The 21,259-nt window shown below is 73.4% G+C and carries 17 protein-coding genes; 6 read left to right on the plus strand and 11 right to left on the minus strand.

The window, feature by feature from the left end; all coding sequences use genetic code 11:
- The first annotated feature begins 7 nt into the window (after positions 1 to 7).
- Positions 8 to 1,492, plus strand: a complete 1,485-nt coding sequence (locus Aut01nite_RS01705; protein ID WP_043524829.1) for a TolB-like translocation protein — start codon at positions 8 to 10, stop codon at positions 1,490 to 1,492.
- Positions 1,493 to 1,570: 78 nt separating this feature from the next.
- Here the strand turns inward: Aut01nite_RS01705 and Aut01nite_RS01710 are convergent, their stop codons facing one another.
- Both Aut01nite_RS01710 and Aut01nite_RS01715 read right to left on the minus strand, forming a co-directional pair.
- Complete coding sequence (locus Aut01nite_RS01710) at positions 1,571 to 2,233, minus strand: response regulator (RefSeq protein WP_043524827.1); 663 nt, start codon at positions 2,231 to 2,233, stop codon at positions 1,571 to 1,573.
- Positions 2,230 to 3,159 carry a sensor histidine kinase gene (locus Aut01nite_RS01715; RefSeq protein WP_043524826.1) on the minus strand — a complete coding sequence of 310 codons (930 nt, stop codon included), beginning with the start codon at positions 3,157 to 3,159 and terminating at the stop codon, positions 2,230 to 2,232. Before Aut01nite_RS01715 ends, Aut01nite_RS01710 begins: the two co-directional genes overlap by 4 nt.
- A 154-nt stretch (positions 3,160 to 3,313) precedes the next feature.
- On the opposite strand from Aut01nite_RS01715, the gene Aut01nite_RS01720 reads away from it, so the two are divergent.
- Positions 3,314 to 4,003 (plus strand): ABC transporter ATP-binding protein, encoded by a 690-nt coding sequence (locus Aut01nite_RS01720; RefSeq protein WP_043524824.1) that lies wholly within the window; start codon positions 3,314 to 3,316, stop codon positions 4,001 to 4,003.
- Positions 4,000 to 6,327, plus strand: a complete 2,328-nt coding sequence (locus tag Aut01nite_RS01725) for an ABC transporter permease (RefSeq protein WP_173476673.1) — start codon at positions 4,000 to 4,002, stop codon at positions 6,325 to 6,327. Before Aut01nite_RS01720 ends, Aut01nite_RS01725 begins: the two co-directional genes overlap by 4 nt.
- Positions 6,328 to 6,518: 191 nt before the next feature.
- On the opposite strand, the gene Aut01nite_RS01730 is transcribed toward Aut01nite_RS01725, so the two are convergent.
- The gene (locus Aut01nite_RS01730) at positions 6,519 to 7,886 is read right to left on the minus strand and encodes a GGDEF domain-containing protein (protein ID WP_052163663.1); all 1,368 of its coding nucleotides are present in this window, start codon (positions 7,884 to 7,886) and stop codon (positions 6,519 to 6,521) included.
- Positions 7,887 to 7,940: 54 nt separating this feature from the next.
- Here Aut01nite_RS01730 and Aut01nite_RS01735 point away from each other — a divergent pair, with 54 nt between their 5' ends.
- Positions 7,941 to 9,122 carry an acyl-CoA dehydrogenase family protein gene (locus Aut01nite_RS01735; RefSeq protein ID WP_043524822.1) on the plus strand — a complete coding sequence of 394 codons (1,182 nt, stop codon included), beginning with the start codon at positions 7,941 to 7,943 and terminating at the stop codon, positions 9,120 to 9,122.
- A 238-nt stretch (positions 9,123 to 9,360) separates the two neighbouring features.
- Here the strand turns inward: Aut01nite_RS01735 and Aut01nite_RS01740 are convergent, their stop codons facing one another.
- The 4 genes from Aut01nite_RS01740 to Aut01nite_RS01755 form a co-directional block, all read right to left on the minus strand.
- Complete coding sequence (locus Aut01nite_RS01740; RefSeq protein WP_043524821.1) at positions 9,361 to 10,020, minus strand: GNAT family N-acetyltransferase; 660 nt, start codon at positions 10,018 to 10,020, stop codon at positions 9,361 to 9,363.
- Between the two features lie 130 nt (positions 10,021 to 10,150).
- Positions 10,151 to 13,162 carry a putative bifunctional diguanylate cyclase/phosphodiesterase gene (locus Aut01nite_RS01745; protein ID WP_236642681.1) on the minus strand — a complete coding sequence of 1,004 codons (3,012 nt, stop codon included), beginning with the start codon at positions 13,160 to 13,162 and terminating at the stop codon, positions 10,151 to 10,153.
- A 143-nt stretch (positions 13,163 to 13,305) separates the two neighbouring features.
- Positions 13,306 to 14,214: a 5'-3' exonuclease gene (locus tag Aut01nite_RS01750; RefSeq protein WP_043524819.1), complete on the minus strand. Its 909-nt coding sequence runs from the start codon at positions 14,212 to 14,214 to the stop codon at positions 13,306 to 13,308.
- A gap of 99 nt (positions 14,215 to 14,313) precedes the next feature.
- Complete coding sequence (locus Aut01nite_RS01755) at positions 14,314 to 14,790, minus strand: PH domain-containing protein (RefSeq protein ID WP_043524817.1); 477 nt, start codon at positions 14,788 to 14,790, stop codon at positions 14,314 to 14,316.
- A gap of 352 nt (positions 14,791 to 15,142) precedes the next feature.
- On the opposite strand from Aut01nite_RS01755, the gene Aut01nite_RS01760 reads away from it, so the two are divergent.
- Together Aut01nite_RS01760 and Aut01nite_RS01765 are read left to right on the plus strand one after the other, a co-directional pair.
- A complete protein-coding gene (locus Aut01nite_RS01760) occupies positions 15,143 to 15,421 on the plus strand; it encodes a hypothetical protein (RefSeq protein ID WP_043524816.1) in 279 nt (92 codons plus the stop codon).
- Between the two features lie 231 nt (positions 15,422 to 15,652).
- On the plus strand, positions 15,653 to 16,291 hold the full coding sequence (locus Aut01nite_RS01765) for a GNAT family N-acetyltransferase (RefSeq protein WP_152628672.1): 639 nt from the start codon (positions 15,653 to 15,655) through the stop codon (positions 16,289 to 16,291).
- Here Aut01nite_RS01765 and dacB read toward each other — a convergent pair.
- From dacB to Aut01nite_RS01785, 4 genes are all read right to left on the minus strand, one after another.
- Positions 16,231 to 17,736 carry a D-alanyl-D-alanine carboxypeptidase/D-alanyl-D-alanine endopeptidase gene (gene dacB, locus Aut01nite_RS01770; protein ID WP_052163661.1) on the minus strand — a complete coding sequence of 502 codons (1,506 nt, stop codon included), beginning with the start codon at positions 17,734 to 17,736 and terminating at the stop codon, positions 16,231 to 16,233. The two genes, Aut01nite_RS01765 and dacB, sit on opposite strands and share 61 nt — an antisense overlap.
- 51 nt (positions 17,737 to 17,787) lie before the next feature.
- Positions 17,788 to 18,183, minus strand: coding sequence for a ChaB family protein (locus Aut01nite_RS01775; protein ID WP_043524812.1), 396 nt, complete (start codon positions 18,181 to 18,183; stop codon positions 17,788 to 17,790).
- Positions 18,184 to 18,244: 61 nt separating this feature from the next.
- Complete coding sequence (locus tag Aut01nite_RS01780) at positions 18,245 to 20,515, minus strand: calcium-binding protein (RefSeq protein ID WP_204037397.1); 2,271 nt, start codon at positions 20,513 to 20,515, stop codon at positions 18,245 to 18,247.
- A gap of 15 nt (positions 20,516 to 20,530) precedes the next feature.
- On the minus strand, positions 20,531 to 21,259 hold a 729-nt coding region (locus tag Aut01nite_RS01785), incomplete at its 5' end, for a fibronectin type III domain-containing protein (protein ID WP_204037399.1).

Raw genomic sequence — 21,259 nt, forward strand, 5'->3', positions numbered from 1 at the left:
CGCCCGGGTGCGGAAAGCGATTCTGATCATTGGGCTGGTCCTGCCGGCCATCGCCGGCGCCGGTGTGCTGGCCGGCCGCCCCTGGCAGGATCCGCCCGGCGAGACCGTCCCCGGCGGCCTCGACCTGCCGTGGATGTGGCAGGCCACCGTCGACATGGACCCGCCCGGCCCCGCCTCCGTCCTGGCCGGCGGCGACACCCTCGGCTTCCGCGGCACCGACATCATCGACTCCGAAGGCAAGATCGCGGTGGTCGGCCGCAACGGCGACTACCGGATGACCCTGCACGGCGGCTGGGACGACATCTCCGCCGGCGAGGACGTGCTGCTGTCCCCGGACGGGCGGCGGCTGGCCCAGCCCTCCGCCTACCAGAACGCCCTCGAGATCATCGACCTCACCACCGGCGCCACCACCCTGGTCGGCGCCACCTCGCTGGCCGGCAGCCCCGCCTCCTCCGGCGGCCCGGCGTCGCCCAGTGGTTCCCCCTCCCCCGGTGGCCCGGCATCGCCCAGCGGTTCCCCCTCGCCCGACAGCTCGGCGTCGCCCAGCGGTTCCCCCTCGCCCGGCAGCTCGGCGTCGCCCAGCGGTTCCGTCTCGTCCGGTGGCCCGGCTTCGCTGGCCGGTTCCATCGAAGACCTGCGCTGGGCCGGGCCGGTCGCCTGGGCGCCGGACGGCCGGTCGATGCTCGCCGAGACGTACACGTTCGGCAGTGACGCGACCCAGCTGGTGTGGGTGGATCTGAGCAGCGGCGCCGTGCAGCCGCTCGACGACAAGCAGCCGTACGGGTCGGAGCGGGCCGCGTCACGCGGCGCGTTCGCCCCGGACAGCCGCGGCATCGCCGTGTCCCACGGCTCGTCGCTGCGGCTGACGGCCCCCGACGGCGGCACACGCTGGACCGTCGACCTCGGCCCGCGCGCCTATCTCGCCGGCACGGGGGCGTTCCACCCGGACGGCACCCGCATCGCGATCGCCAACCTCGACGGCTGCCTGGAGGACTGCGACGCCGCCGCGCTCGCCGCCCGCCGGTGGACGATCACCTACCGGGACGCGGCCACCGGCGCACCCACCACCGGCCCGGAACTGCCCGCGGTCACCGGCATGGCGGTCCGCGCCGTCGGCTGGAGCCAGGGACGTGACCTCGTCGTGCTGCGCCACGAGCCCGAACACGACGCCTACCGGGACACCTCCCGCGGCGCCGATCGCGCCTGGGACGACACCGGCTGGTGGGAGACCGGCCACGTCACCCTGCTGGGTCTCGGCACCGACGGCGGAACCCGCGTCCTGCTCGACCCACCGGACGGGGTCCTGACCCTGGACGTGGCCCAGGACCTGGTGCAGGCCGGCCGCTTCGGTGGGCCGGTCCCCACCGCCGGACCGTTCCCGGCGCGCCCCATCATCGCGTGGGCCCTGGTGCCGCTCGCCTGCCTCGCCATCGTCTTCACCCCGCTGCTGTTCTGGCTGGCCGCCGTCCGCCGCCGGCGCAGAAACACCTGACAGCCACAGCCGCCGACCCGGCGGCAGCACCGCTCCCCGGTCCCGCCTCCCGCGCGGTGGGGATCAGCCCAGTGGGGATCATGCGCTCGGGGTGATCAGGCCGGTCTCGTAGGCGAGGATGACGGCCTGGGCGCGGTCGCGCAGGTCGAGTTTGGCGAAGATGCGGGCGACGTGCGTCTTGACGGTCGCCTCGCTCAGGGTGAGGGCCTCGGCCAGTTCGGTGTTGGACAGGCCGCGGCCCAGCATGGTCAGAACCTCCAGCTCGCGGGGGGTCAGCGCGGTCAGGTCACGGTGCAGCGCCGGGGTCTCGCTCTCGGTGGCGAACCGCTGCACCAGGCGGCGGGTGATCGACGGGGCGAGCAGGGCGTCGCCGGTGCCGACCAGACGGACCGCGGCGGCCAGGTGGTCGGCGGTCACATCCTTGAGCAGGAAACCGCTGGCACCGGCGGTCAGCGCGGCATAGACGTAACGGTCCAGGTCGAACGTGGTCAGCATGAGGATCCGGCAGTCGCGGGTACGGGCCAGGATCCGCCTGGTGGCCTCGATGCCGTCCAGGCCGGGCATCCGGATGTCCATCAGCACCACGTCGGGCCGCAGCCGCCGCTCGGCCTCGACCGCGGCAGCCCCGTCACCGGCCTCACCGACGACGTCGATGCCCCGGGCCGTGAGGATCATCCGGAACCCGGTCCTGATCAGCTCCTGATCGTCGACGATCAGCACCCGCGGCCCGATATCGCTCATCTCGCGTCCAAGGGCAGGCGGGCGCGGACCCGGTAGCCGCCGCCGAGCCTGCGCCGCGCGTCGAGGTCGCCGCCGTAGAGCGCGACCCGCTCGCGCAGCCCCGCCAGACCGCGCCCGGTCCCGCGCTCCTCCCGGCCGTCGGCGCCACCGGGACGGCCGGCGCCGTCGGTGGTTCCGCTCCGCTCCTCCCTGCCGGCACCCGCGCTCAAGCGGCCCGGCCCCGGGGACAGAGTGGCGGGGCGGGTGGGCCGGGACGGCCGGCGTGGATGGCCGGCGGTCAGGACGCTGGGGCCGGTGGTCAGGATCTCGACGCGGAGGGAGTGGCCGGCGTAGCGGATGGTGACCTCGGCCTTGCCGCCGGAACCGTGTTTGAGAGCGTTGGTCAGCGCCTCCTGCACGATGCGGAACGCGGTGACGTCGATGCCGGTCGGCAGCGGCCGGGGCTCGCCCGCGATCCGCACCTCGACCGGCAGGCCGGCGAAGGCGATCCGGTCCACCAGCGGGCCGAGCCTGGTCAGGGTGGGTTGAGGGGCGAACACCGTACCCTCGTCGTCGTCATCGTCGCCGTCGGCGGCCGGAGCCAGCAGGCCCAGCAGATGCCGCAGCTCCGTCATCGTGTCGCGGCCCGCGCGCTCGACCGCGGCGAGCGCCGCGCCCGCCTCGTCCGGCATCGTGGCCAGGACCTCGCGGGCCGCGCCGGCCTGCACGATCATGACGCTGACGTTGTGGCTGACGATGTCGTGCAGCTCGCGGGCGATGCGGGCACGCTCCTCACCGACGGCGGCCCGCGCCGCGGTCTCCCGCTCGCGCTCGAGCAGCCAGCCCCGCTCCCCCAGCGCCCGCTCGTGCCGCTGCCGGGCCCGGCGCAGCGCGAGCCCGAGGCCCGCAGCGGCCAGGGAGGCCGTCACGAGCGCCACGACGAGCATCCACGTTCCCACGCACGGAACAGTGCCAGACAGCGATGGCCGGGCGCATCATCCCGTGGTCGGTGGCCCGTACATCCCCGGTATGACTACCACGGCCCGATTCCATCCGGCAGCCGATGCGCTTGGCTTGAGGACGTCCGTAGCGTGCAGCGACATGACGACAGAGACGGTGGTGCGCCTCGATGGTGTGCGCAAGGAGTACGGCGAGACGGCCGCCCTGGACGGCGTCTCCCTGCGGATCCGCCGGGGCGAGGCCGTGGCCGTGATGGGCCCGTCCGGCTGTGGCAAGTCGACGCTGCTCAACATGGTCGCCGGCCTGGACCGGCCGACCTCCGGGGAGGTGACCGTGCACGGCGAGCGCCTCGACCTGATGAGCGAGACGCGCCTGGCCCTGTTCCGCCGCCACCACCTCGGCATGATCTTCCAGTTCTTCAATCTGCTCGACGATCTGTCCGCGCTGGACAACGTGGCTCTGGCCGCCCAGCTGACCGGTTCGCCGGCCGGCACCGCCCGGCGCCGGGCGCTGGAGCTCTTCGACGAGCTGGGCATCGCCGACCGGCGCGACCTCTATCCGGCCGCCCTGTCCGGCGGTGAGCGCCAGCGGGTCGCGGTCGCCCGCGCGCTGATGAACCGGCCGGCCCTGCTGCTGGCCGACGAGCCCACCGGCGCTCTCGACAGCAGGGCCGGTGAGCAGGTGATGGACCTGCTGATCGACCTCAACCAGATCGGTCAGACGCTGCTGATCGTCACCCACGACGAGCGGCTCGCGCACCGCTGCGCCAGCCGCCTGGTCGAGTTCGCCGACGGGCGGATCGCGGCCGAGTCCACCCTGGACCGGGTGTGAGAGCCGTGTGGGCGGCCGCGCGGGCCGCGGTCCGCCGGCGCCGGTTGCAGACGTTCGTGATCGGGCTGGTGGCGTTCCTCTGCACGGCCACCGTGGTGGTGTCGCTGGCGCTGCTGGATGCCACCTCTACGCCGTTCGACCGGGTCTTCGCCGCCCAGCGGGGCGCGCACGCGGTGGCGGCGTTCGACCGGGCGCTGGTCAGCGACGCGCAGCTCACCGGCGCGCGGGAGGGGGTGGCGGCGTCGGCGGGCCCGTTCGCGCAGGCGACCGTCAGCCTGGAGAGCGACGATCCGGGCCCCTGGCTGCGCGGGCCGCTGCGGGTGGTCGGGCGGGCCGCTCCGGACGGTGACGTGGACCGCCTGGACGTCTGGCAGGGCCGATGGGCGACCGGGCCGGGCGAGGTCGTGCTCAACGCGGTGCCGGCGGACGGGGAGCGGTTCGCACAAGGGCCGCTGTCCGCGGTCAGCGAGGTCACCGTGGGCGGGACGACGCTGCGGGTGGTCGGGTGGGCGTGGAGCGTCAGCGCCTCCGCGGACGCCTGGGCGACTCCCGCGCAGGTGGCGCAGCTGGATCCGGCCGGCACCCAGATGCTCTACCGGTTCTCCGGCGACGTCTCCAGCCGGGAGGCCGTGCGGCAGCGACTGTCCGGGGTGACCACGGGGCTGCCCGGCCGGTCCCTGCTCGCGGCTCAGCCGTACCAGGTGATGAAGGACGAGGCGGCCGAGACCGCCGGGGTCTACCTGCCGTTCCTGGGGCCGTTCGGGGTGCTCGGCCTGCTGGTCGCCGTGCTCATCGTCGGCAACGTGGTGAGTGGCGCGGTGGTCTCCGGGTTCCGGCACATCGGGGTGCTCAAGTCCCTCGGTTTCACTCCGCGGCAGGTCGTCGCGGTCTATCTGACCATGGTGTCGGTGCCGGCGGTCACGGGCGCGGTGCTCGGCACGGCCCTGGGTGTGGCCGGGGCATACCCGCTGCTCAGTGACACGTTCCGCGATCTCGGCTACGGGCAGACCGGCGTGCCGACGTGGGTGTGGGTGGCCGGGCTGCTCGGCGTGCCGGGGCTGGTGCTGCTGACCGCGCTGGTGCCCGCCCGGCGTGCCGGCCGGCTGTCGGCCGCCGAGGCGATCAGCGCGGGCAGCGCTCCGCGGCGGGGTCGCGGTCTGCGTGTCCAGCGCGCCTTGAGTGGTACGCGACTGCCGCGCTCGGTCAGCCTCGGGCTGGGCCTGCCGTTCGCCCGGCCGGCGCGGACCGCGCTGACCATGGCGTCGCTGCTGCTCGGGGTGATCACGGTGACGTTCGCGACCGGCCTGTCCGGTTCGCTCCTGCGGGTCGCCGCCCTGGGCACCGAGGCGGGCGGGGACATCGGGATCCGTCCCGGCAACCCTGATTTCAACGAGACGATGAGCACCCGCACCCATCAGGAGGTCGAGGCGCTGCTCCGCGGCCTGCCGGGCACGGAGCGGATCGGCATCTCGGTGACCCGGAGCTATGCGATGGTGGGGCAGAGCAGCCCGGTCCAGGTGGACTTCGTCCGCGGTGACGTCGCGGCGATGGGTCATGAGAGGCAGCTCATCGCGGGCCGGTGGATGTCGGCGCCGGGTGAGGTGGTGGCGCCCACCGAGATGGCGAACGAGCGCGGCCTGAAGGTCGGTGACACGCTCACCCTGGAGGTGGCCGGCGACCGGATGACGGTCACCCTGGTCGGGGTGACGATGATGGGGCTGCCCGGCTCCGGCGACGACGCGCTGTTCGCGCCGTGGCGGGAGGTGCCGGGCGCCACCCCGGACGACTACTACTACCAGGTGGAGGTCGCCGAGGGCACCGACCTGGCGGGATACATGGGGGCGGTCCGGGCCGCCGATCCCGGCCTGTCGCCGTGGGACAACAGCGGCGGGGACGACGTGACGCCGGTGGTGACCACGTTCGCCACGGTGCTGGCGCTGCTGCTGGCCACGGTGGCGGCGCTCGGGGTGCTCAACACGGTCGCCCTCGACGTCCTGGACCGCCGCCGTGATCTGGGCATGCTCAAGTCGATCGGGATGACGCCACGCCAGGTGATCACGATGCTGGTGACGTCGATGGCGGCGCTCGGTGTGGTCGGTGGCCTGCTCGGCATCCCGTTCGGCCTGGCCGCACACCGGCTGGTCATTCCGATGGCCGCCGACTCCGCCAAGATCACCCTGCCGGATTCGGTGATGGCCGTGTGGAACCCGGTCACGCTCGCCCTGATGGTCCTCTGCGGGGTGCTGATCGCGGTGCTGGGCGCGCTGCTGCCGGCACGTTCCGCGGCCCGCCTGACGATCGCCCGGGTCCTGCACAACGAGTGACCGCCGCCCGCGCCCCGCCGCGGCGACCGGCCCGGGTCGCCGGAGGTGGAGCGGGCGGTCCGGGTCGCCGGAGGTGGAGCGGGCGGTCCCGGCCGCATTCCGGTCGCGCGGAGGAGGGTCGCGGCGGAAGGCGGTGCGGTGGTGGAAGGACGGTGTTGAGGGAGGGCGGTGTGGTGGTGACCGCGAAGTCGTCAGGCGGCCAGGGGGAGGTCGGCGGAGGATGGTTCCAGGGACTCCTGCCAGATCGCCCAGCGGGTTTGCGGGCCCAGGGACTTCGCCTTGTACATGGCCAGGTCGGCGCGGTGCACGATCTCGTCGTGGGTGAGCCGGCCGGCGTCGGTGACGGCGACGCCGATGCTGGCGGCCAGGGTGATCAGGTGGCCGTCCACGACGACCGGGCCGAGGGCGGCGGCCAGGCGCCCCGCGGCCTCGTACGCCTCCTCGGGCCGGTGAATGTCGGGCAGCACCACCGCGAACTCGTCGCCGCCCAGCCGGGCCGGGATCGCCGAGGCGGGCACGCTGCGGCGCAGCACCCCGGCGAACTCGGCCAGCACCCGGTCGCCGACCTTGTGCCCGAGGGTGTCGTTGATCTCCTTGAAACCGTTCATGTCGATCACCAGGATGCCCGTGCGGGTGCCCCGGGCCAGTGTCCGGTACGACACCTGCCGGAACATGCTCCGGTTGCCGAGCCCGGTCAGCCCGTCGGTGAGGGCCCGCTCGTCGCTCTCCCGCTGCACGAGCGTCTGCCGGTAGAGCACCAGCACGCTGAGCGCCGCACTGCCGAGCGCCAGTCCGCCCCACGGGTGGAACGAGCCGTCCTGCCAGGCCTGCGCCAGCATCAGCAGGTGCGCGACGGCGACCGCGGTGAACGGCAGGTACCGCCCGGCGGCGACGGTCCGGCGCGGGGCCCGGCCCACCCGGGGCCGGGTCTGCGCGACGGCGGCCGCCGCGAGCAGCGCGTCCGCGGCGATCCACCAGACGTACTGCCAGGACTCCGGCATCGCGGTCAGACGGCCGTGCAGCGCGTCGCCGGTGAACAGGATGAACGTCGCGGCGGTGAGCAGCCGCAACGGCCGCTGGGCGGACTCCTCGGCGCCGCGCAGCAGCGCTCGCGCCGCGCTGTACAGCAGCGCCAGGTCACCCAGCGGGAACAACACGTCGGTGAGCGGGATGGAACCGGAGTCGCGCAGCTGCGGCCCGATCGTGGTGTACCAGAGCACCACCGAGCCGCCGGCCATCACGGTCAGCGCGTCGATGGCCGCCTTGAGCCGGCCGCGGCGGTCGCCCACGGCGAGCGGGAACCGTTGCAGGGCGATCAGCAGCGCGCCGACGAACAGCACGTGCGTCACGTCGTCCCAGCGCGATCCGCCGAGCACCATCGGCAGCGGGACGGTCACCACGAGCACGGCGAAGCAGGCGGCGACCGCGCCCCACGCCTGCCGCAGCCGGGGCGGCAGGGTTCGGGTCCGCGCGGCACGGACGGCCGCGGCCACACCGAAGACGCCGAGGGCGAACCGGGTGCCTTCAGCGATCTGCTCGTACCAGGTGAGCGCCAGCATGCCGGTGCTGATCGGTCCCGCGAACCGCTACTTGAGGGGTCATAGGATCAGCGGATGGCCGTACCCCAGACACATGACGAGGCGCTCGCCGCCGCCCGTGCCCTCGCCGGTCTCCTCGAACCCGGGGCGATCCAGCGGGACCGGGACGGCGCGGACGTCGTCCCGGCCGAGGCGCTCGCCGCCCTCGACGCCTCCGGCCTGCTCGGCATCACGATTCCGGCCACCGACGGCGGGCCCGGCCTGGGCCCGCGCACGCTCGCCGAGGTGATCCGGATCATCGCCGCCGCCGATCCGGCGATCGCCCAGGTGCCGCAGGGGCACTTCCTGATGATCGACGTGATCGCGGTGCACGGCGGCGACGAGGCCCGCAAACGGATCTTCGGTGAGGTGCCGGCCGGCCGGCGGCTCGGCAACGCCCTCGCCGAACGCGGCGGCAAACACGCCCAGGATCTGCGGACGCGGATCAGCGGCGGACTGCTGGACGGCGTGAAGTACTACACGACAGGTGCTCTGACCAGCGCGTGGATCGCGGTCAGCGCGCTCGACGAGGACGGCCGGCTGGTGCTGGCGCTGGTGCCGCGCGACGCCGACGGCGTGGCGGTGGACACCGACTGGGACGTGGTCGGGCAGCGGGCGACGATCAGCGGCACGGCGACGTTCACCCGGGTGGCGGTGGAGCCGGGGCTGCGGATCGACTACGCGGGCGCCTACCAGGTGCCGCAGCAACTCGGCGCGCGGGCGCAGCTGGTGCACACGGCGATCGAGGTGGGCATCGCGGGGGCGGCACTGCGGGACGCCCGCTGGTTCCTGCGGGAGAAGGCACGGCCGTCGAGCGAGGCGGTGCGGCACGGCGCGGCGGCAGCGGCCGACGACCCGCACGTGCGGCACCGGTACGGGCGTCTGGTCAGCCGGGTCCGGGCTGCTGAGGCGCTGCTGGAGTCGGCCGCCCGTACCCTCGAGGAAGTGGGTTTGATCCCGGCCGACGCGGAGGCCGCCGCACGCGGATCGCTCGCCGTCGCCGCGGCGAAGGCCTTCGCCAGCGAGATCGCGGTCGAGGCCGGGTCGGAGCTGTTCACGCTCTGCGGCACCAGCTCGGCCGCCGCGAAGTACGACCTGGACCGGCACTGGCGCAACGCCCGCACCCACAGCGTCCACGATCCGATGGACTGGAAGTACGCCCACATCGCCGCTTACGACCTCGCCGACCAACTACCCCCCAACCACGGCCAGCTCTGACCCACCCACAGGCCACGGCCACGGCCATGAACCGCCGCCTCGCCCATGACCCCATTGTCTTCAGTGCGCCCCTGGCCACAGAACTGCCCGCAAAATGCCGCCGGTGTCGAGGCGAGTGATTTTCCGACGCCCAGTGGGGTTCTGGGTGGCGGAAAATCGCCCGCCTCGACACCGGTTACCAGGCATTTTGCCGCGGAGCGAAGCGAAGCCAGCTAGCCCAGCCAGCTAGCCCAGCCAGCTAGCTCAGCCGATAGGCAGCGAAGATGACGTCGGCGCTGTGGGTGAAGCCGAGCCTGCCGTAGAGGCGGATGGCGTTCGCGTTGTCGTGGAGGGCGTGCAGGAACGGCAGCTCGCCGCGGGCCAGGATGCCGTGCGCCACCGCCAGGGTGAGCCGGGCACCGAGACCCTTGCCGCGCCATGCCGGGTCGGTGCAGACGGCGCTCACCTCGGTCCAGCCGGGCAGCCGGAATCGTTCCCCGGCCATCGCGATGAGGCGGCCGTCGGCGTCCCGGATGCCCAGGTAGCGGCCCAGGTCCACGGTCCGTTTCAGGAACGGGCCGGGCTGGGCGCGCTCGACCAGGTCGAGCATCTCGGGCACGTCCTTCTCGGTGAGGACGACGGCCTCGGGGTCCTCGACGCCGGACATGCTCTGGCCGGCCATCTGCACGCCGGGCGTGACCTCGACCTGCTCCCACCCGGCGTGCGGGGTGAGGGACGGGCCGGTCAGCACGGCGTAGTCGGTGATGGTGGCCAGGTCACGCCAGGCCTCCGGGTCGGCTGGGTCGCTCAGCGCGGCGAACGGGGCGATCTCGGGCAGGTATCGGGCGGCGTTGCCCGCGGCCTCGGCGAAACACGCCTGCGGCCCGGTGAGGGCGGCCCACACAGGGTTGTTCAACACAACCTCGACCCTGCCTGCAACGCGCCGTTCGCGCCAGTAGATAACGGGCGAACCACCCGCCCGCTTCGCTGTCGGGTTCCGTCAGTGTGGGGAGTGCGGGCGTGCCGGACGGCCGGACTCCCCACACCGGTCACACGGTCTGCATCGCCGGATGCGGTTCGGGCCGGACGGCCAGGGCCGGGATGTCGGCGGGCCAGAGCGGCTTGGCGAAGTGGTAGCCCTGGCCGTACTGGCAGCCCATGGCGTCGAGGGCGGCACGCTGGGCGGCCTCCTCGATGCCTTCGGCGACGACGGCGAGGTCGAGGTTGTGCGACAGGGTGACGATCGCGTCGACCAGGGCGTGCTGCTGCCGGCTGTGCAGGATGTCGTCGATGAACGACTTGTCCACCTTCAGTACGTCCACCGGCATCTGCCGCAGGTAGCTCAGGGACGAGTAGCCCGTACCGAAATCGTCGATCGCGATCCGCACCCCCAGCGCCCGCAGCGCCTTGAGGTCCGCCAGGACCTTGTCGGCGTCCCGCAGCACCAGGCTCTCGGTGATCTCCAGCAGCAGCCACTCGGGCCGTGCACCGGTCTCGGCCAGGGCCTGGCGCACCTGCTCGGCGAAGTCCGCGTTGCGGAACTGCCGGGCCGACACGTTCACGCTGACGTAACGCAGCGTGGTCTCCGGGTCGTCGGCACGCCACTGTGCGAACTGCCGCAGCGCCTCCCGCAGCACCCACGAGCCGATCCCGACGATCGCGCCGCTCTCCTCGGCCGCCTCCACGAAGTGGAACGGCCCGAGCAGCCCGCGGACCGGGTGCTGCCACCGGACCAGCGCCTCCACGCCGGTGACCCGCTGGTCGGCCAGTTCCACGATCGGCTGGTACTGGCACACGAACTGCTCCTGCTCGATCGCCTCGTGCAGGGCCGTACGCATCTCCAGCCGCTCCATCATCGCGGTGTGCAGGTCACTCTGGTACCGCTGCCAGCCGCCCTTGCCGTTGCCCTTGGCCAGGTACAGCGCCAGATCGGCGTGGCGCAGCAGCTCGGTGGCGTTCTCGGCGTCCCGGTTGGTGGCGACACCGACGCTGCAGTTGCCGCTGACCACATGGGTGACACCGGCGGCGTCGACCACCTCGACCGGCCCCGACAGCTGCTCCACCAGCCGTGCCGCCATCTTCTCCGCCGCGTCGACGCTGTCGCTCTGCTCGACCAGCACGGCGAACTCGTCACCGCCCATCCGCGCCGCGGTGCTGCCGGCGCCGGTCACCGCGGAGATCCGCTGCGCCACGGTGAGCAGCAGCTGGTCGCCGACGGCGTGCCCGAGGGTGTCGTTGACCTCCTTGAAGTCGTCCAGGTCCACGAAGAGGACCCCGAGGGTGGCGCCGTCCCGTTCGGCCACGCAGAACGCCTGTTCCAGCCGGTCCTTGAAGAGCACCCGGTTGGCGAGCCCGGTCAGTGAGTCGTGGAACGCCTGGTGGGTGAGGTCCTTCTCGAGGCTGCGCCGCTGCGTCACGTCGCGCAGCGTCACGACCAGGCCGGCCACCGTGGGGTCGTTGCGCAGGTCGCGCAGATCGAACTCGACGTCGACCCGGCGGCCACCGGCCCGGATCGCGGTCAGCTCGATGTCGTCGAGGTCACCGGCGCCGGACCGCACCCGGTAGAGGATCTCACGGAGCGTGTCCTGCGACTCGGCGGCGATCAGCCGGGCCAGGGGGACGCCGGTCGGGTCGGCGCCGAACAGCGACTCCGCGGACGGGGTCGCGTACCGGATGGCGCCGTTCGGGTCGAGGATCAGGATGACGTCGGCGGCGCTCTGGATCAGCGTACGGAACCAGGCCTCGCCCTCACGGCGGCTCACCTCGGCGGTCAGCACGATCCGCTCCAGCACCACGGCGATCTGCTCGCCGAGCGTTTCGAACGCCGGCTGCAGCCGGCGCAGCACCACGTCGTTCGCGCCGACGATCACGACCGCGGACCGGCCGTCGGGCAGCGGCTGGGTGGCATAGAGGACGTTGCGGAAACCGCCGGACGACATGCCCGCGGGCAGTTCGGCGGCAGCGATCAGGCGGGCCTGCGCCCGGTCGCCGACGGCGCCGGGCACCGGGGCCGGCAACTCCAGGTGGTACGGCTGGTCGGTCGGCAGGAGCCGGTCGACCGCCTCCCGAGCGGCCTTGGACACGTCCTCCTCGGTCGCCGCCGCGAACAGCAGCGAGCCGGCCTCGCGCATCGCCCGCTCCCGGGCGACCGCCTGCCGCTGCGCCGTCGCCAGGTCCGCCACCCGGGCCAGGACCAGCAGGAACATCACCGCCGCGGCGGCCGCGATCACCGGCGCGTCGACCACGCCACCACGCGCGATCTCCGCCTCCCGGCCCTGAACGAACTCGACGGCGAGCACCGCCGGGGCGATCAGCGCCGCCGAGCTGAGCCAGAACAGCCGATGGCCGCCCACGGCCGCACGGTCCGGCTCGACCGGCTCGGACAGCGCCCGCATCGAGGGTTTGAGCGCCGCGTACCCCATCGACGAGTAGAAGACGATCCAGCCCAGGTCGACCGGGCCGCCGAGCGCCCACGCCTGGTTGAGCTGCGACTGGCCGTAGAAGACGTCCGAGATCAGCAGCCCGACCATGGCGATGCCGAAAACGGCCACCGTGCCGAGGCGCTTGCCGGAGCCGGTCAGCATCCGCAGGATCATCGCCAGCACCAGCACGTCACCGAGCGGGTAGCCGATCGAGACCAGCTTCTCCAGCAGCGACAGGTGGTCGGCGCGGGTGAACGGCGCGATCCAGTACACCCAGGCGAGCAGACCCAGGCCGACGGTCGGCACCAGCGCGTCCAACAGCGCCGCCCGGTTGGCGTCACCGCCGTCCCGGGCCCGGATCAGCATCAGCAGACCGGCCGTCAACATCGGGTAGAACACCAGGTAGAAGCAGTCGGCGAGACCCGGGAAACCGGGCTCGCCGCCGGTCGCCAGCAGCAGGTTGTAATAGCTGTCACCGGTGGTGAACAGGGCGATCGAGGCGCTGATCAGGTACCACGGCAGGCGACGGGACGGCTTGTTCAGCCGGACACCGACGAGCACCGCGGCGGCGCACGAGTACCCGAGCGCTGCCCAGGTGTAGAGATGCTGGTCCGGCACGGCGTAATAGACACCGGCCACGGCCAGGATCCAAGCGCCGAAGCACGCTTGCACGGCTCGCGTCGACAATGCGTACTCCGATCGGAGGTTCCGGGGTTACCGAACCGCCGTATCGGGGTTTCCGGCGCCGTTCTGAGCACCGGTCCGCAGCCGCACCCGAATTGTCACCCGGCGAGGGCGTCCACCAGGCGGCGAGCCGAACCGGCCAGGTTCCAGCGTTCGGCCAGGGCGAGCAGGGCATCCGGGTCGCGAGGGGCCCGCGGCAGCGCCGGGTCGAAGTCCGGCAGCGGCACGTCGGTGGCGACCCGGCAGACCGGCAGGGCCTTGGCCAGGTAGTCACGGGAGACGTCCAGCTTGGTGCGCACGCCCGGCGCGAACCCCGACTCCGGGTCGTCGAGGGCGGCCAGGATCTGTTCGACCCCGCCGTACCGCTCGATCAGGCGCGCCGCCGTCTTCTCACCGACACCGGCGACACCCGGCAGACCGTCGCTCGGGTCGCCGCGCATCGCGGCGAAGTCCGCGTACCAGCGGGCCTCCACCCCGTACTTCGCCATCACCAGGGCCTCGTCGGCGTCCTCCAGCTTGGCCACGCCGCGCCCGCAGTAGAGCAGCCGGGTGCCGCGGGCGTCGTCGACCAGCTGGAACAGGTCACGGTCGCCGGAGACCACCTCGACCGGCGCGGGCTGCCCCGCCGCGAGCGTGCCGAGCACGTCGTCGGCCTCGTAACCCGGCACCCCGAACGCCGGGATGCCGATCGCGGCGAGGGTCTCCAGCAGCACCGGCACCTGCTTCTCCAGCGACGCCGGCACCTCCTCCACGTCGCCGTGGGCCACCCGGTGCTCCTTGTACGACGGCACCAGCTCGACCCGCCACGCCGGCCGCCAGTCCGCGTCCAGCGCGCAGACCAGCCGGTCCGGCCGCCGGGTGCGGATCAACTGCGCCAGCATGTCGAGGAAGCCGCGGATCGCGTTGACCGGCTCCCCGGCCGCGGTCTGCGCCGCCTTCTCCGGAATCCCGTGGAACGCGCGGAAGTACAGGCTGGGGGCGTCGACGGCCAGCAGAGGTCGGGTCACCGCCCCACCCTACGACCGGCGCGGCCCGGAAGTGTCATACCCCTCCCGGCCGCGGCGGCCGCCGCGGCGCTGACCGCCCCTCTGGAGCGGGCCCGCGCTCTACCGTCCGGGCGCCCCTGACGACTGATGCCGCCGCCAGCACGCCACCAGTTCGTGGTATCCGTCGCGGAGCCATCCGGGGGCGTGCTGATCGACGTCGTCGTCGAGGCGTGCCGGGGTGTACCTGCTGTACTGGGACAGGCCGAAGGCGAGCCGGGCCCGGCTCCCGGTCCACACCCGCACCCGCCAGCCGGAGCGCACGAACGCCTCGACGGCGCTGATGTCGGCCCACCGGATCCGGTGGGTCCGCAGCGGGTTGACCAGTTCCACGTGATCGTCGTGCAGCACCACCCGCAGCCGGCTCATCCGCAGGAACGCCGCACAGGCCAGCGCGGCGAGCACGGCGATCGCGAGCCGCGGCGCCAGGGTGGCACGATCCGGCACGAACGCGGCGACCGCGGACGCGAGCGCGCCCGCCCCGAAGACGACCGCGAAGACGGTGTGCACGGCGCTGTTGTACCGGGAGTAGAGAGCCACGCGCGCCATTATCGATGTTCGGCTCCGCTACGGTCACGGACGGCCGCTGTGGCGGCACGGCGGTGCGATCGACGGGACCCGAGGCGGCACCTGCTGCGGTACGAGGCGGCCGGAACGCTGACGGCGCCGGAGGGGAGGCCCGGGACCTGGACCAGCTACTGACCGCGATACACGCCGGAATCGATCTCTCGTGTTCGGACATCAGGAATTCACGATCATCATCGTCTCGTGACGTTCGGCTCCCGTACTTCCAGGTCGTCCGATGCAATCGCGGTGTCACCCCGAGCGTCCCGTCGCCCTTGACGAGGAGGCTGAACCGCACGCTGCCCGGCCGGCACGACGCTCGGGCAGCGTGACGCCGGCGCTCATGACCGGCGGGCGGCATGCGATCGCCGATCGCCGGCGCATCACCGGTCCGGCGGACCACCGCGACCACCGCCAGGGCCCCGCCCATCCGCAGCAGGAAGTCCCCGCGATCGGCGCGCCGGTGACGGCCACCGCCCGCACCGCCCCGCCGCCGCTTCCCCGGTATCCGCGCCGCCGCCGCAGCACGACGCCGGCCTCGAGGGCGACCGCCCGTCCGGTCGTGGTCGGCGTCGGCGCCCCGGTCACGCCCCATCCGGCCCCGTAGATCAGCAGCGGGTCGAGGGCCAGCGGCAGCCCGCCGGCGATCAGGGCGAGCCGCATCGGCGTCCGGGTGGCGGCTGGACTCCCTGGAGACGCCCGCCACATTCTTCAGCCGGGGCGGGCAGCGCCTGACGTCCGCCGACGTCGACGACCCGTTCCGCCAGGGCATGTTCGAGATCGCCCGGGCCACCTCGCGTGCCGAACGGGACTGGCTCACCCGTACCCTTGCGCGATTGTGACTGTCGATCTCGAAGTTGATGTTCCGGCGCTGGTGATGGCCTGGGGTCTCGGCTGGACGACCTCGCGGGGCGGCGGCCCGCCGGTGCCGGTGCCGGGCGGCTGGTACGCCGAGGTCAACCTGCCCGGCCACAGCGAACGGCACATCCTGCACACCTGGGACGCGGACCGGCTGGCCGCCATCGAGCCGCGTCCCGGCGGCTGGATCAAGGTGGTCGGCACCCGGGACGACCTGCGCGCCGCCCTGCCCGATCAGTGGGTGATCGACGAGGACGGTCATCTGATGACCACGGTCCTCCGGCCCGCCGAGGTCGAGACCCCGGACGGCTACCGCATCGAGATCACCACTGACGGCCCGGTGGTCAAGGCCGCCGCGCACCACACGTCCGGCGACGTGGCCGCGACCGCGTACCTCGCCCCCGGCGGCGGTTTCGGCATCGTCGACCGCGTCGAGACGTCACCGGACCATCGCCGCCGCGGTCTGGGCACCGCGGTGATGACCGCCCTGCAGAGCCACGGGGCCGAAGCCGGCCTGTCGCGCGGTCTGCTGCTGGCCACCGACGCCGGCCGCGCCCTCTACGAGACCCTCGGCTGGACCCACCGCGCCCTCGTCGTCACCGCCCGCGTCCCGGACTGAGCCAGGGCGACCGCCAGGCCGTCGAGGACGGCGGTGGCCGGGGCGGGGGAGCCGTTGACGACGGCGGCGAAGACCAGCCGGCGGCCACCGGCGTCGGTGAGGTAACCGGAGAGGGCGTCGACGCCGGTCAGGGTGCCCGTCTTGGCGCGGAGGTTGCCGGCGGCCGCGGTGCCGCGCAGCCGGTTGCGCAGGGTGCCGCCGATCATCGGATCGGGGTCGCCGGCCAGCGGCAGCGCGGCGTGGAACGCCGGGAACCACGGGCGGCGGCGAGCCGCCAGCAGCAGGGTGGTCACCTGGCGGGCGGTGAGCCAGTTGCGGCGGCTCAGCCCCGACCCGTCACCCATGGTGAGCAGCCGGGTGTCGACGCCGAGGCGGCGCAGGGCGGTGACGGCGGCGGTCAGACCGGTCGGCCAACTGCCCGGCCGCGTCGGCACGGAAGCCCGGGACATCGCCTTGACCAGCAGTTCAGCGTGGCCGTTGTTGGAGAGTTTGAGGAACGACGGCAGGATCTCGGTGAGCGGCGGCGAGGTCTGGGCGGTCAGGACGCGGGCGTCCGGGGGTGTGGAGCCCTTGATCGTACGACCGGAGACCGTCACCCCGTGTCGCCGCAGCGCCGCCCGGAACAGGCGGGCCGCGGTCGCCGCCGGGTCGGGCACGGACACCAGCGCGGCGCCCTGCCGTCCGGCCGGCACCGACCCGGCCACCACGATCGTGCCGGTGCCGTGGGCGCGGACCGCCGTGACGGTGTCGGTAGCGCCGGTGACGGTCCGGTCGAGCAGGCGCACCCCGGCGCCGGGCGGCCACACCGTCAGCACCGGCCGGCCGCCGGCCACGCCCCGGTAGCGGAGCTCCACGGCGGCGGCGTCGAACCGGTCGTTCGCGGCGAAGGTGAGCGCGGAGACCGGGGCGCTGTAGCCGTACGGCTCGTCCTCCCAGGACCAGTCCAGCCCGAGCGGCACCCGGTCGAACCAGGTGTCGTCGGCGATCAGCCGGCCCGGGAACCGTCGCGTCGCGCCGCGGGCCACGGCGGCGGCGAGCCGGTCGTACCGGGCGTAGGTCATCGTGGGGTCGCCGGTGCCCTGCAGGTGCAGGTCGCCGCCGCGGGCCCGGACCGTGGTGCGGAACCGGTACCCGGGACCGAGGACTTCGAGTGCGGCGGCCGCGGTCAGCAGCTTCTGGTTGGAGGCGGGCAGTACCCGCCGACCGGCATCACGCTGGTAGAGGACCGTGCCTGCGGTGTCGCGGACGTCGACGGCGACCGTCGCGCCGGACAGCCGGCCGTCGGCGAGGACCCGGTCCAGCGCCGTGGCCAACGGGTCCGCGGTCCCGGCAATGAGGGCCGTGGCCGACGGGCCCGCGGTCGCGGGGAGAGAAGCCGCGGCCGAGGCGGGAACGGGCATCAACAGCAGGACCCCGGTGACGAGCGAGGCCAGAGCGGTACGCATCACCGGATCCTGCGCGATCCGCCGCGCCCACGAGCGGCGAACGGGCCGGTGTCAGCCTCGCGCGCGGCGGGTCTGCCGGGCGTTGGCCTTCTGGATGGCCTCGACCAGCTCCGGCTTCGTCATCGTCGAACGGCCGGGGACGTCGAGGCGGCGGGCCACGTCCATCAGGTGCTTCTTGCTCGCGTTGGCGTCGACGCCGCCCGCGGTCGCGGCCCTGGTGTCCCGGCCGCCGGCCGCCTTGGCGTCGCTGGGACCCTTCTTCTCCTTGGGCTCCCAGTGGTCGCCGACCTTCTCGAAGGAGTGTTTGACCGCGGAGAAGGCGGTGCGGTGGGCACGTTCACCCTCGCCGTACTGCTCGACGGCGGAGTCGTGGGTCTTGACGAAGGTGTCCTGCGCCTTCTTCGGCGACCTCTTGAGGGTGTCGGGGAGTTCGTCACGTCCAGGCATACCTGTGGACGTTGCCCGGTGCGGAGACCGCCAAACGCGGGCTCCGCACCGGGCACGGCGGTCAGGCGCCGGGCAGGGTGAGCGTGAACTTCGGGATGCCGGAGCGGCCGGTGTCCTGGCCACTGCTCTCGGTGTAGTCGTCGTTCGCGTCCACCTGGTAGCTCCGGGACCGGTTGGCCTTGTCGTAGACGGTGATGTTGCAGACCTTCCACTGGCCCGGTGTCGTGGTGGCCCGCAGTATGCCGCTCAGCTCCCAGACCCCGTCCACGCCGGGCCCGGTCGAGTTCAGGTAGGAGTTGGCGCCGGTGGTGCAGTAGCCGACCGAGATGCTCTGCACGCCGCTGACGTCGTCGGCGGCCCGGACCTTGAGCCGCACCTCACGGTCGGCGCTGTTGTCGGCGGTGGTGGGCCCCACGTACTCGCCCCAGGTCATGTCGATCGTCGGGGCTTCGAGGTCGGCCTGCGCGCCGGTGACGGTCAGCGACGGGATCCAGCCGGACTCCACCTGCCCGGCCCAGATCTGCCCGGACCGGCCGGTACGGTCGTAGGCCCACACCGAATCGACCTTCCACTCACCGGGCCGGGTGAAGGCCGGCACCGTGCCGCTGATCTCGAAGACGCCGTCGGTGGGCGTGCCGGAGTGCAGGCCGCCGTACAGGTAGACCGACGGGTCACGCGGGTCGGGACTGGCCAGCCGCGCGCCGACCGAGGTCACCCCGGACAGGTCGTCGGTGGCGCCGATCCGCAGCGTGGCGGTCTGGTCCGTGCTGTTCTCCAGGGTGGTCGGCGTCTGCCAGGCGGCCCCGGCGGCGACCGGCTCCGGCCGCTGCCGGTCGAAGATCTCCCCGCGCACGGTCAGCGGGGTGACGGCGAACCGATCGCTCGCCTCGACCGAGCCGTTCACGCTGGTGTGAAGCGAGTAGGAGCCGTCCGCCGCGATCTGGTAGCTCGAGTTCCGGTACACCCGGTCGTCCAGATAGATGCTCGAGATCCTCCAGTCGCCGAGGACCGACTGCCTCGGCAGCGTGCCGGTGAGCTCGATGATCCCGTCGTGCATCGCGCCGCCGACCATCGTGGAACCGCTCAGGTAGAAGCCGGGCCCCTCCGCCTCCGGGTTCTGGAAGGACACGCTCATGCCCGTCACACCGCTGCGGTCGTCGGTGACGTGGGCCCGCAACCGGACCTCCACGTCCTCGTCGTTGCTCACCGCCGGCTCGGCGGTCCACTCCAGGGAGGAGACGTCGACGCGCGGCGAGTGCCGGTCGGTGCACTTGTCCTCGCCGAGGTCGCTGTCGTCGGGCACACAGGCGTTGAGGCCGGGGCCGCCCTCCACGTCGTCGTTGCCGGCGCCGCCGTCCATCCGGTCGTCTCCGACACCGCCGTCCATCGCGTCGTCACCGCCGCCGCCGTCCATCGCGTCGTTGCCGTCGCCGCCGATCAGGGTGTCGCTGCCGTCCCCACCGGCGACCGTGTCGTCGCCGCCACCGCCGTCCACGGTGTCGTCACCGACACCGCCGCCGATGACGTCGTTGCCGCCGCCGCCGCTGAGCCGGTCGTTGCCGTCGCCGCCGGTGGCCTGGTCGGCGCCGTCCCCGCCGCGGACCGTGTCGTCGCCGGCCCCGCCGGCGAGGGTGTCGTCGCCACCACCACCGTTGACGCCGTCGCTGCCGCCGCCGCCGTCCAGGGTGTCGGTGCCGTCGCCGCCGTCGAGACGGTCGCTGCCGTCCCCGCCGCCGACGGTGTCGCTGTCGCCGTCGCCACCGGCCACGTCGTTGCCGGCGCCGCCGTCGACGGTGTCGTCGCCGTCGCCGCCCTTGAGCGTGTCCGCGCCCGGCCCGCCGGTTAGGGTGTCGGCGCCGGGACCGCCGATCACCCGGTCCCCGCCGGTGGCCGGGTCGGTCTCGGTGGCCCCGCCGCCGACGGTGTCGTCGCCGTCACCGCCGTCGGCCAGGTCGGCCCCCTCACCGCCGTCGACATCGTCGGCGTCGGCGCCGCCGCGGACCTGGTCGTTGCCGTTGCCACCCTTGACGGTGTCCACGCCGGGACCGCCGATCACGGTGTCGGCGCCGTCCTCACCGTCGATGTCGTCGTCGCCGTCACCGCCGTCGACGACGTCCTTGCCGCCGCCGCCCTTGATCACGTCGTCGCCGCCGAGGCCGCAGATCACGTCGTATCCGTGCGTGCCGATCAGCCGGTCGTTGCCGACGGTGCCGATGACCGTGCAGGCCTTGCCGGTGGCGGCGACCGGTTTGCCGCCGGCCCGGGCCGGTGCCGGGGTCAGCGCCACGACGAGCGCGGCTGCTGCGGCGGCGGTGCCGTACCTGATTCCCATGACGTCGCTCCTGGTTCAGCCGCGGACTTTGACCTTGACGGCCGCCGACGGGGACGAGACGCCGGCGGCGTTCACGGCGGTCACCCGTACCGTGAAGGTCCTGCCGGTCTTGAGACCTTTGACGGTGCAGGCGCGGCCGGTGGCCGGGGCGGTGCAGCGGACCGGCGTGCCGGGCCCGGTCAGCTCCGCGCGGTAACCGGTGATCGCCGTGCCACCGGTGGTGGCGGGCGCCTTCCAGGTCACCGTGACCTTCCGGCCGGCCGACTTCGCGGCGACCGACCGGGGCCGGCCCGCCACGGTCCAGGTGGTGGCGGCCGGGCGGAGCGCCTGCTCCGGACCCTTCCCCGCGGCATTGACCGCGGACACCGTGACGTGGTGCCGCACGCCTCCGGCCAGGCCGGTGAGCACGCACCACGCGCGGCCTCCGGTGGCCTGGCAGGTGGCCACCGGGGTGCCGCCGGCAGCCACCCGGTAGGCGCGGGCGGTGTAGCCGGTGACCGGCGACCCGCCGTCGGATCCGGGGGCGTCCCAGGTGACGGTGATCCGGCGTACCCCTGGGGTGAGGTGGACGGCGCGCGGCGCCGAGGGGACCGCAAGCGTCGCGGAGGGCGTGGGGGACGGCAGCGTCGGCGCCGCCGTCGGCGAGGGGGTGACCGTGGGTGACGGCTCGGTCGTGGGTGACGGCTCGGTCGTGGGTGACGGCTCGGTCGTGGGTGACGGCTCGGTCGTGGGTGACGGCTCGGT

It is taken from the genome of Actinoplanes utahensis (assembly GCF_016862455.1).
Lineage (GTDB): Bacteria > Actinomycetota > Actinomycetes > Mycobacteriales > Micromonosporaceae > Actinoplanes > Actinoplanes utahensis.

Bases quoted from the DNA above. Each gene is read 5' to 3' on its own strand.
- Aut01nite_RS01710 (WP_043524827.1), bottom strand. From the start codon at position 2,233: ATGAGCGATATCGGGCCGCGGGTGCTGATCGTCGACGATCAGGAGCTG.
- Aut01nite_RS01715 (WP_043524826.1), bottom strand. From the start codon at position 3,159: ATGCTCGTCGTGGCGCTCGTGACGGCCTCCCTGGCCGCTGCGGGCCTC.
- Aut01nite_RS01720 (WP_043524824.1), top strand. From the start codon at position 3,314: ATGACGACAGAGACGGTGGTGCGCCTCGATGGTGTGCGCAAGGAGTAC.
- Aut01nite_RS01730 (WP_052163663.1), bottom strand. From the start codon at position 7,886: ATGCTGGCGCTCACCTGGTACGAGCAGATCGCTGAAGGCACCCGGTTC.
- Aut01nite_RS01735 (WP_043524822.1), top strand. From the start codon at position 7,941: ATGGCCGTACCCCAGACACATGACGAGGCGCTCGCCGCCGCCCGTGCC.
- dacB (WP_052163661.1), bottom strand. From the start codon at position 17,736: ATGCGTACCGCTCTGGCCTCGCTCGTCACCGGGGTCCTGCTGTTGATG.
- Aut01nite_RS01775 (WP_043524812.1), bottom strand. From the start codon at position 18,183: ATGCCTGGACGTGACGAACTCCCCGACACCCTCAAGAGGTCGCCGAAG.
- Aut01nite_RS01780 (WP_204037397.1), bottom strand. From the start codon at position 20,515: ATGGGAATCAGGTACGGCACCGCCGCCGCAGCAGCCGCGCTCGTCGTG.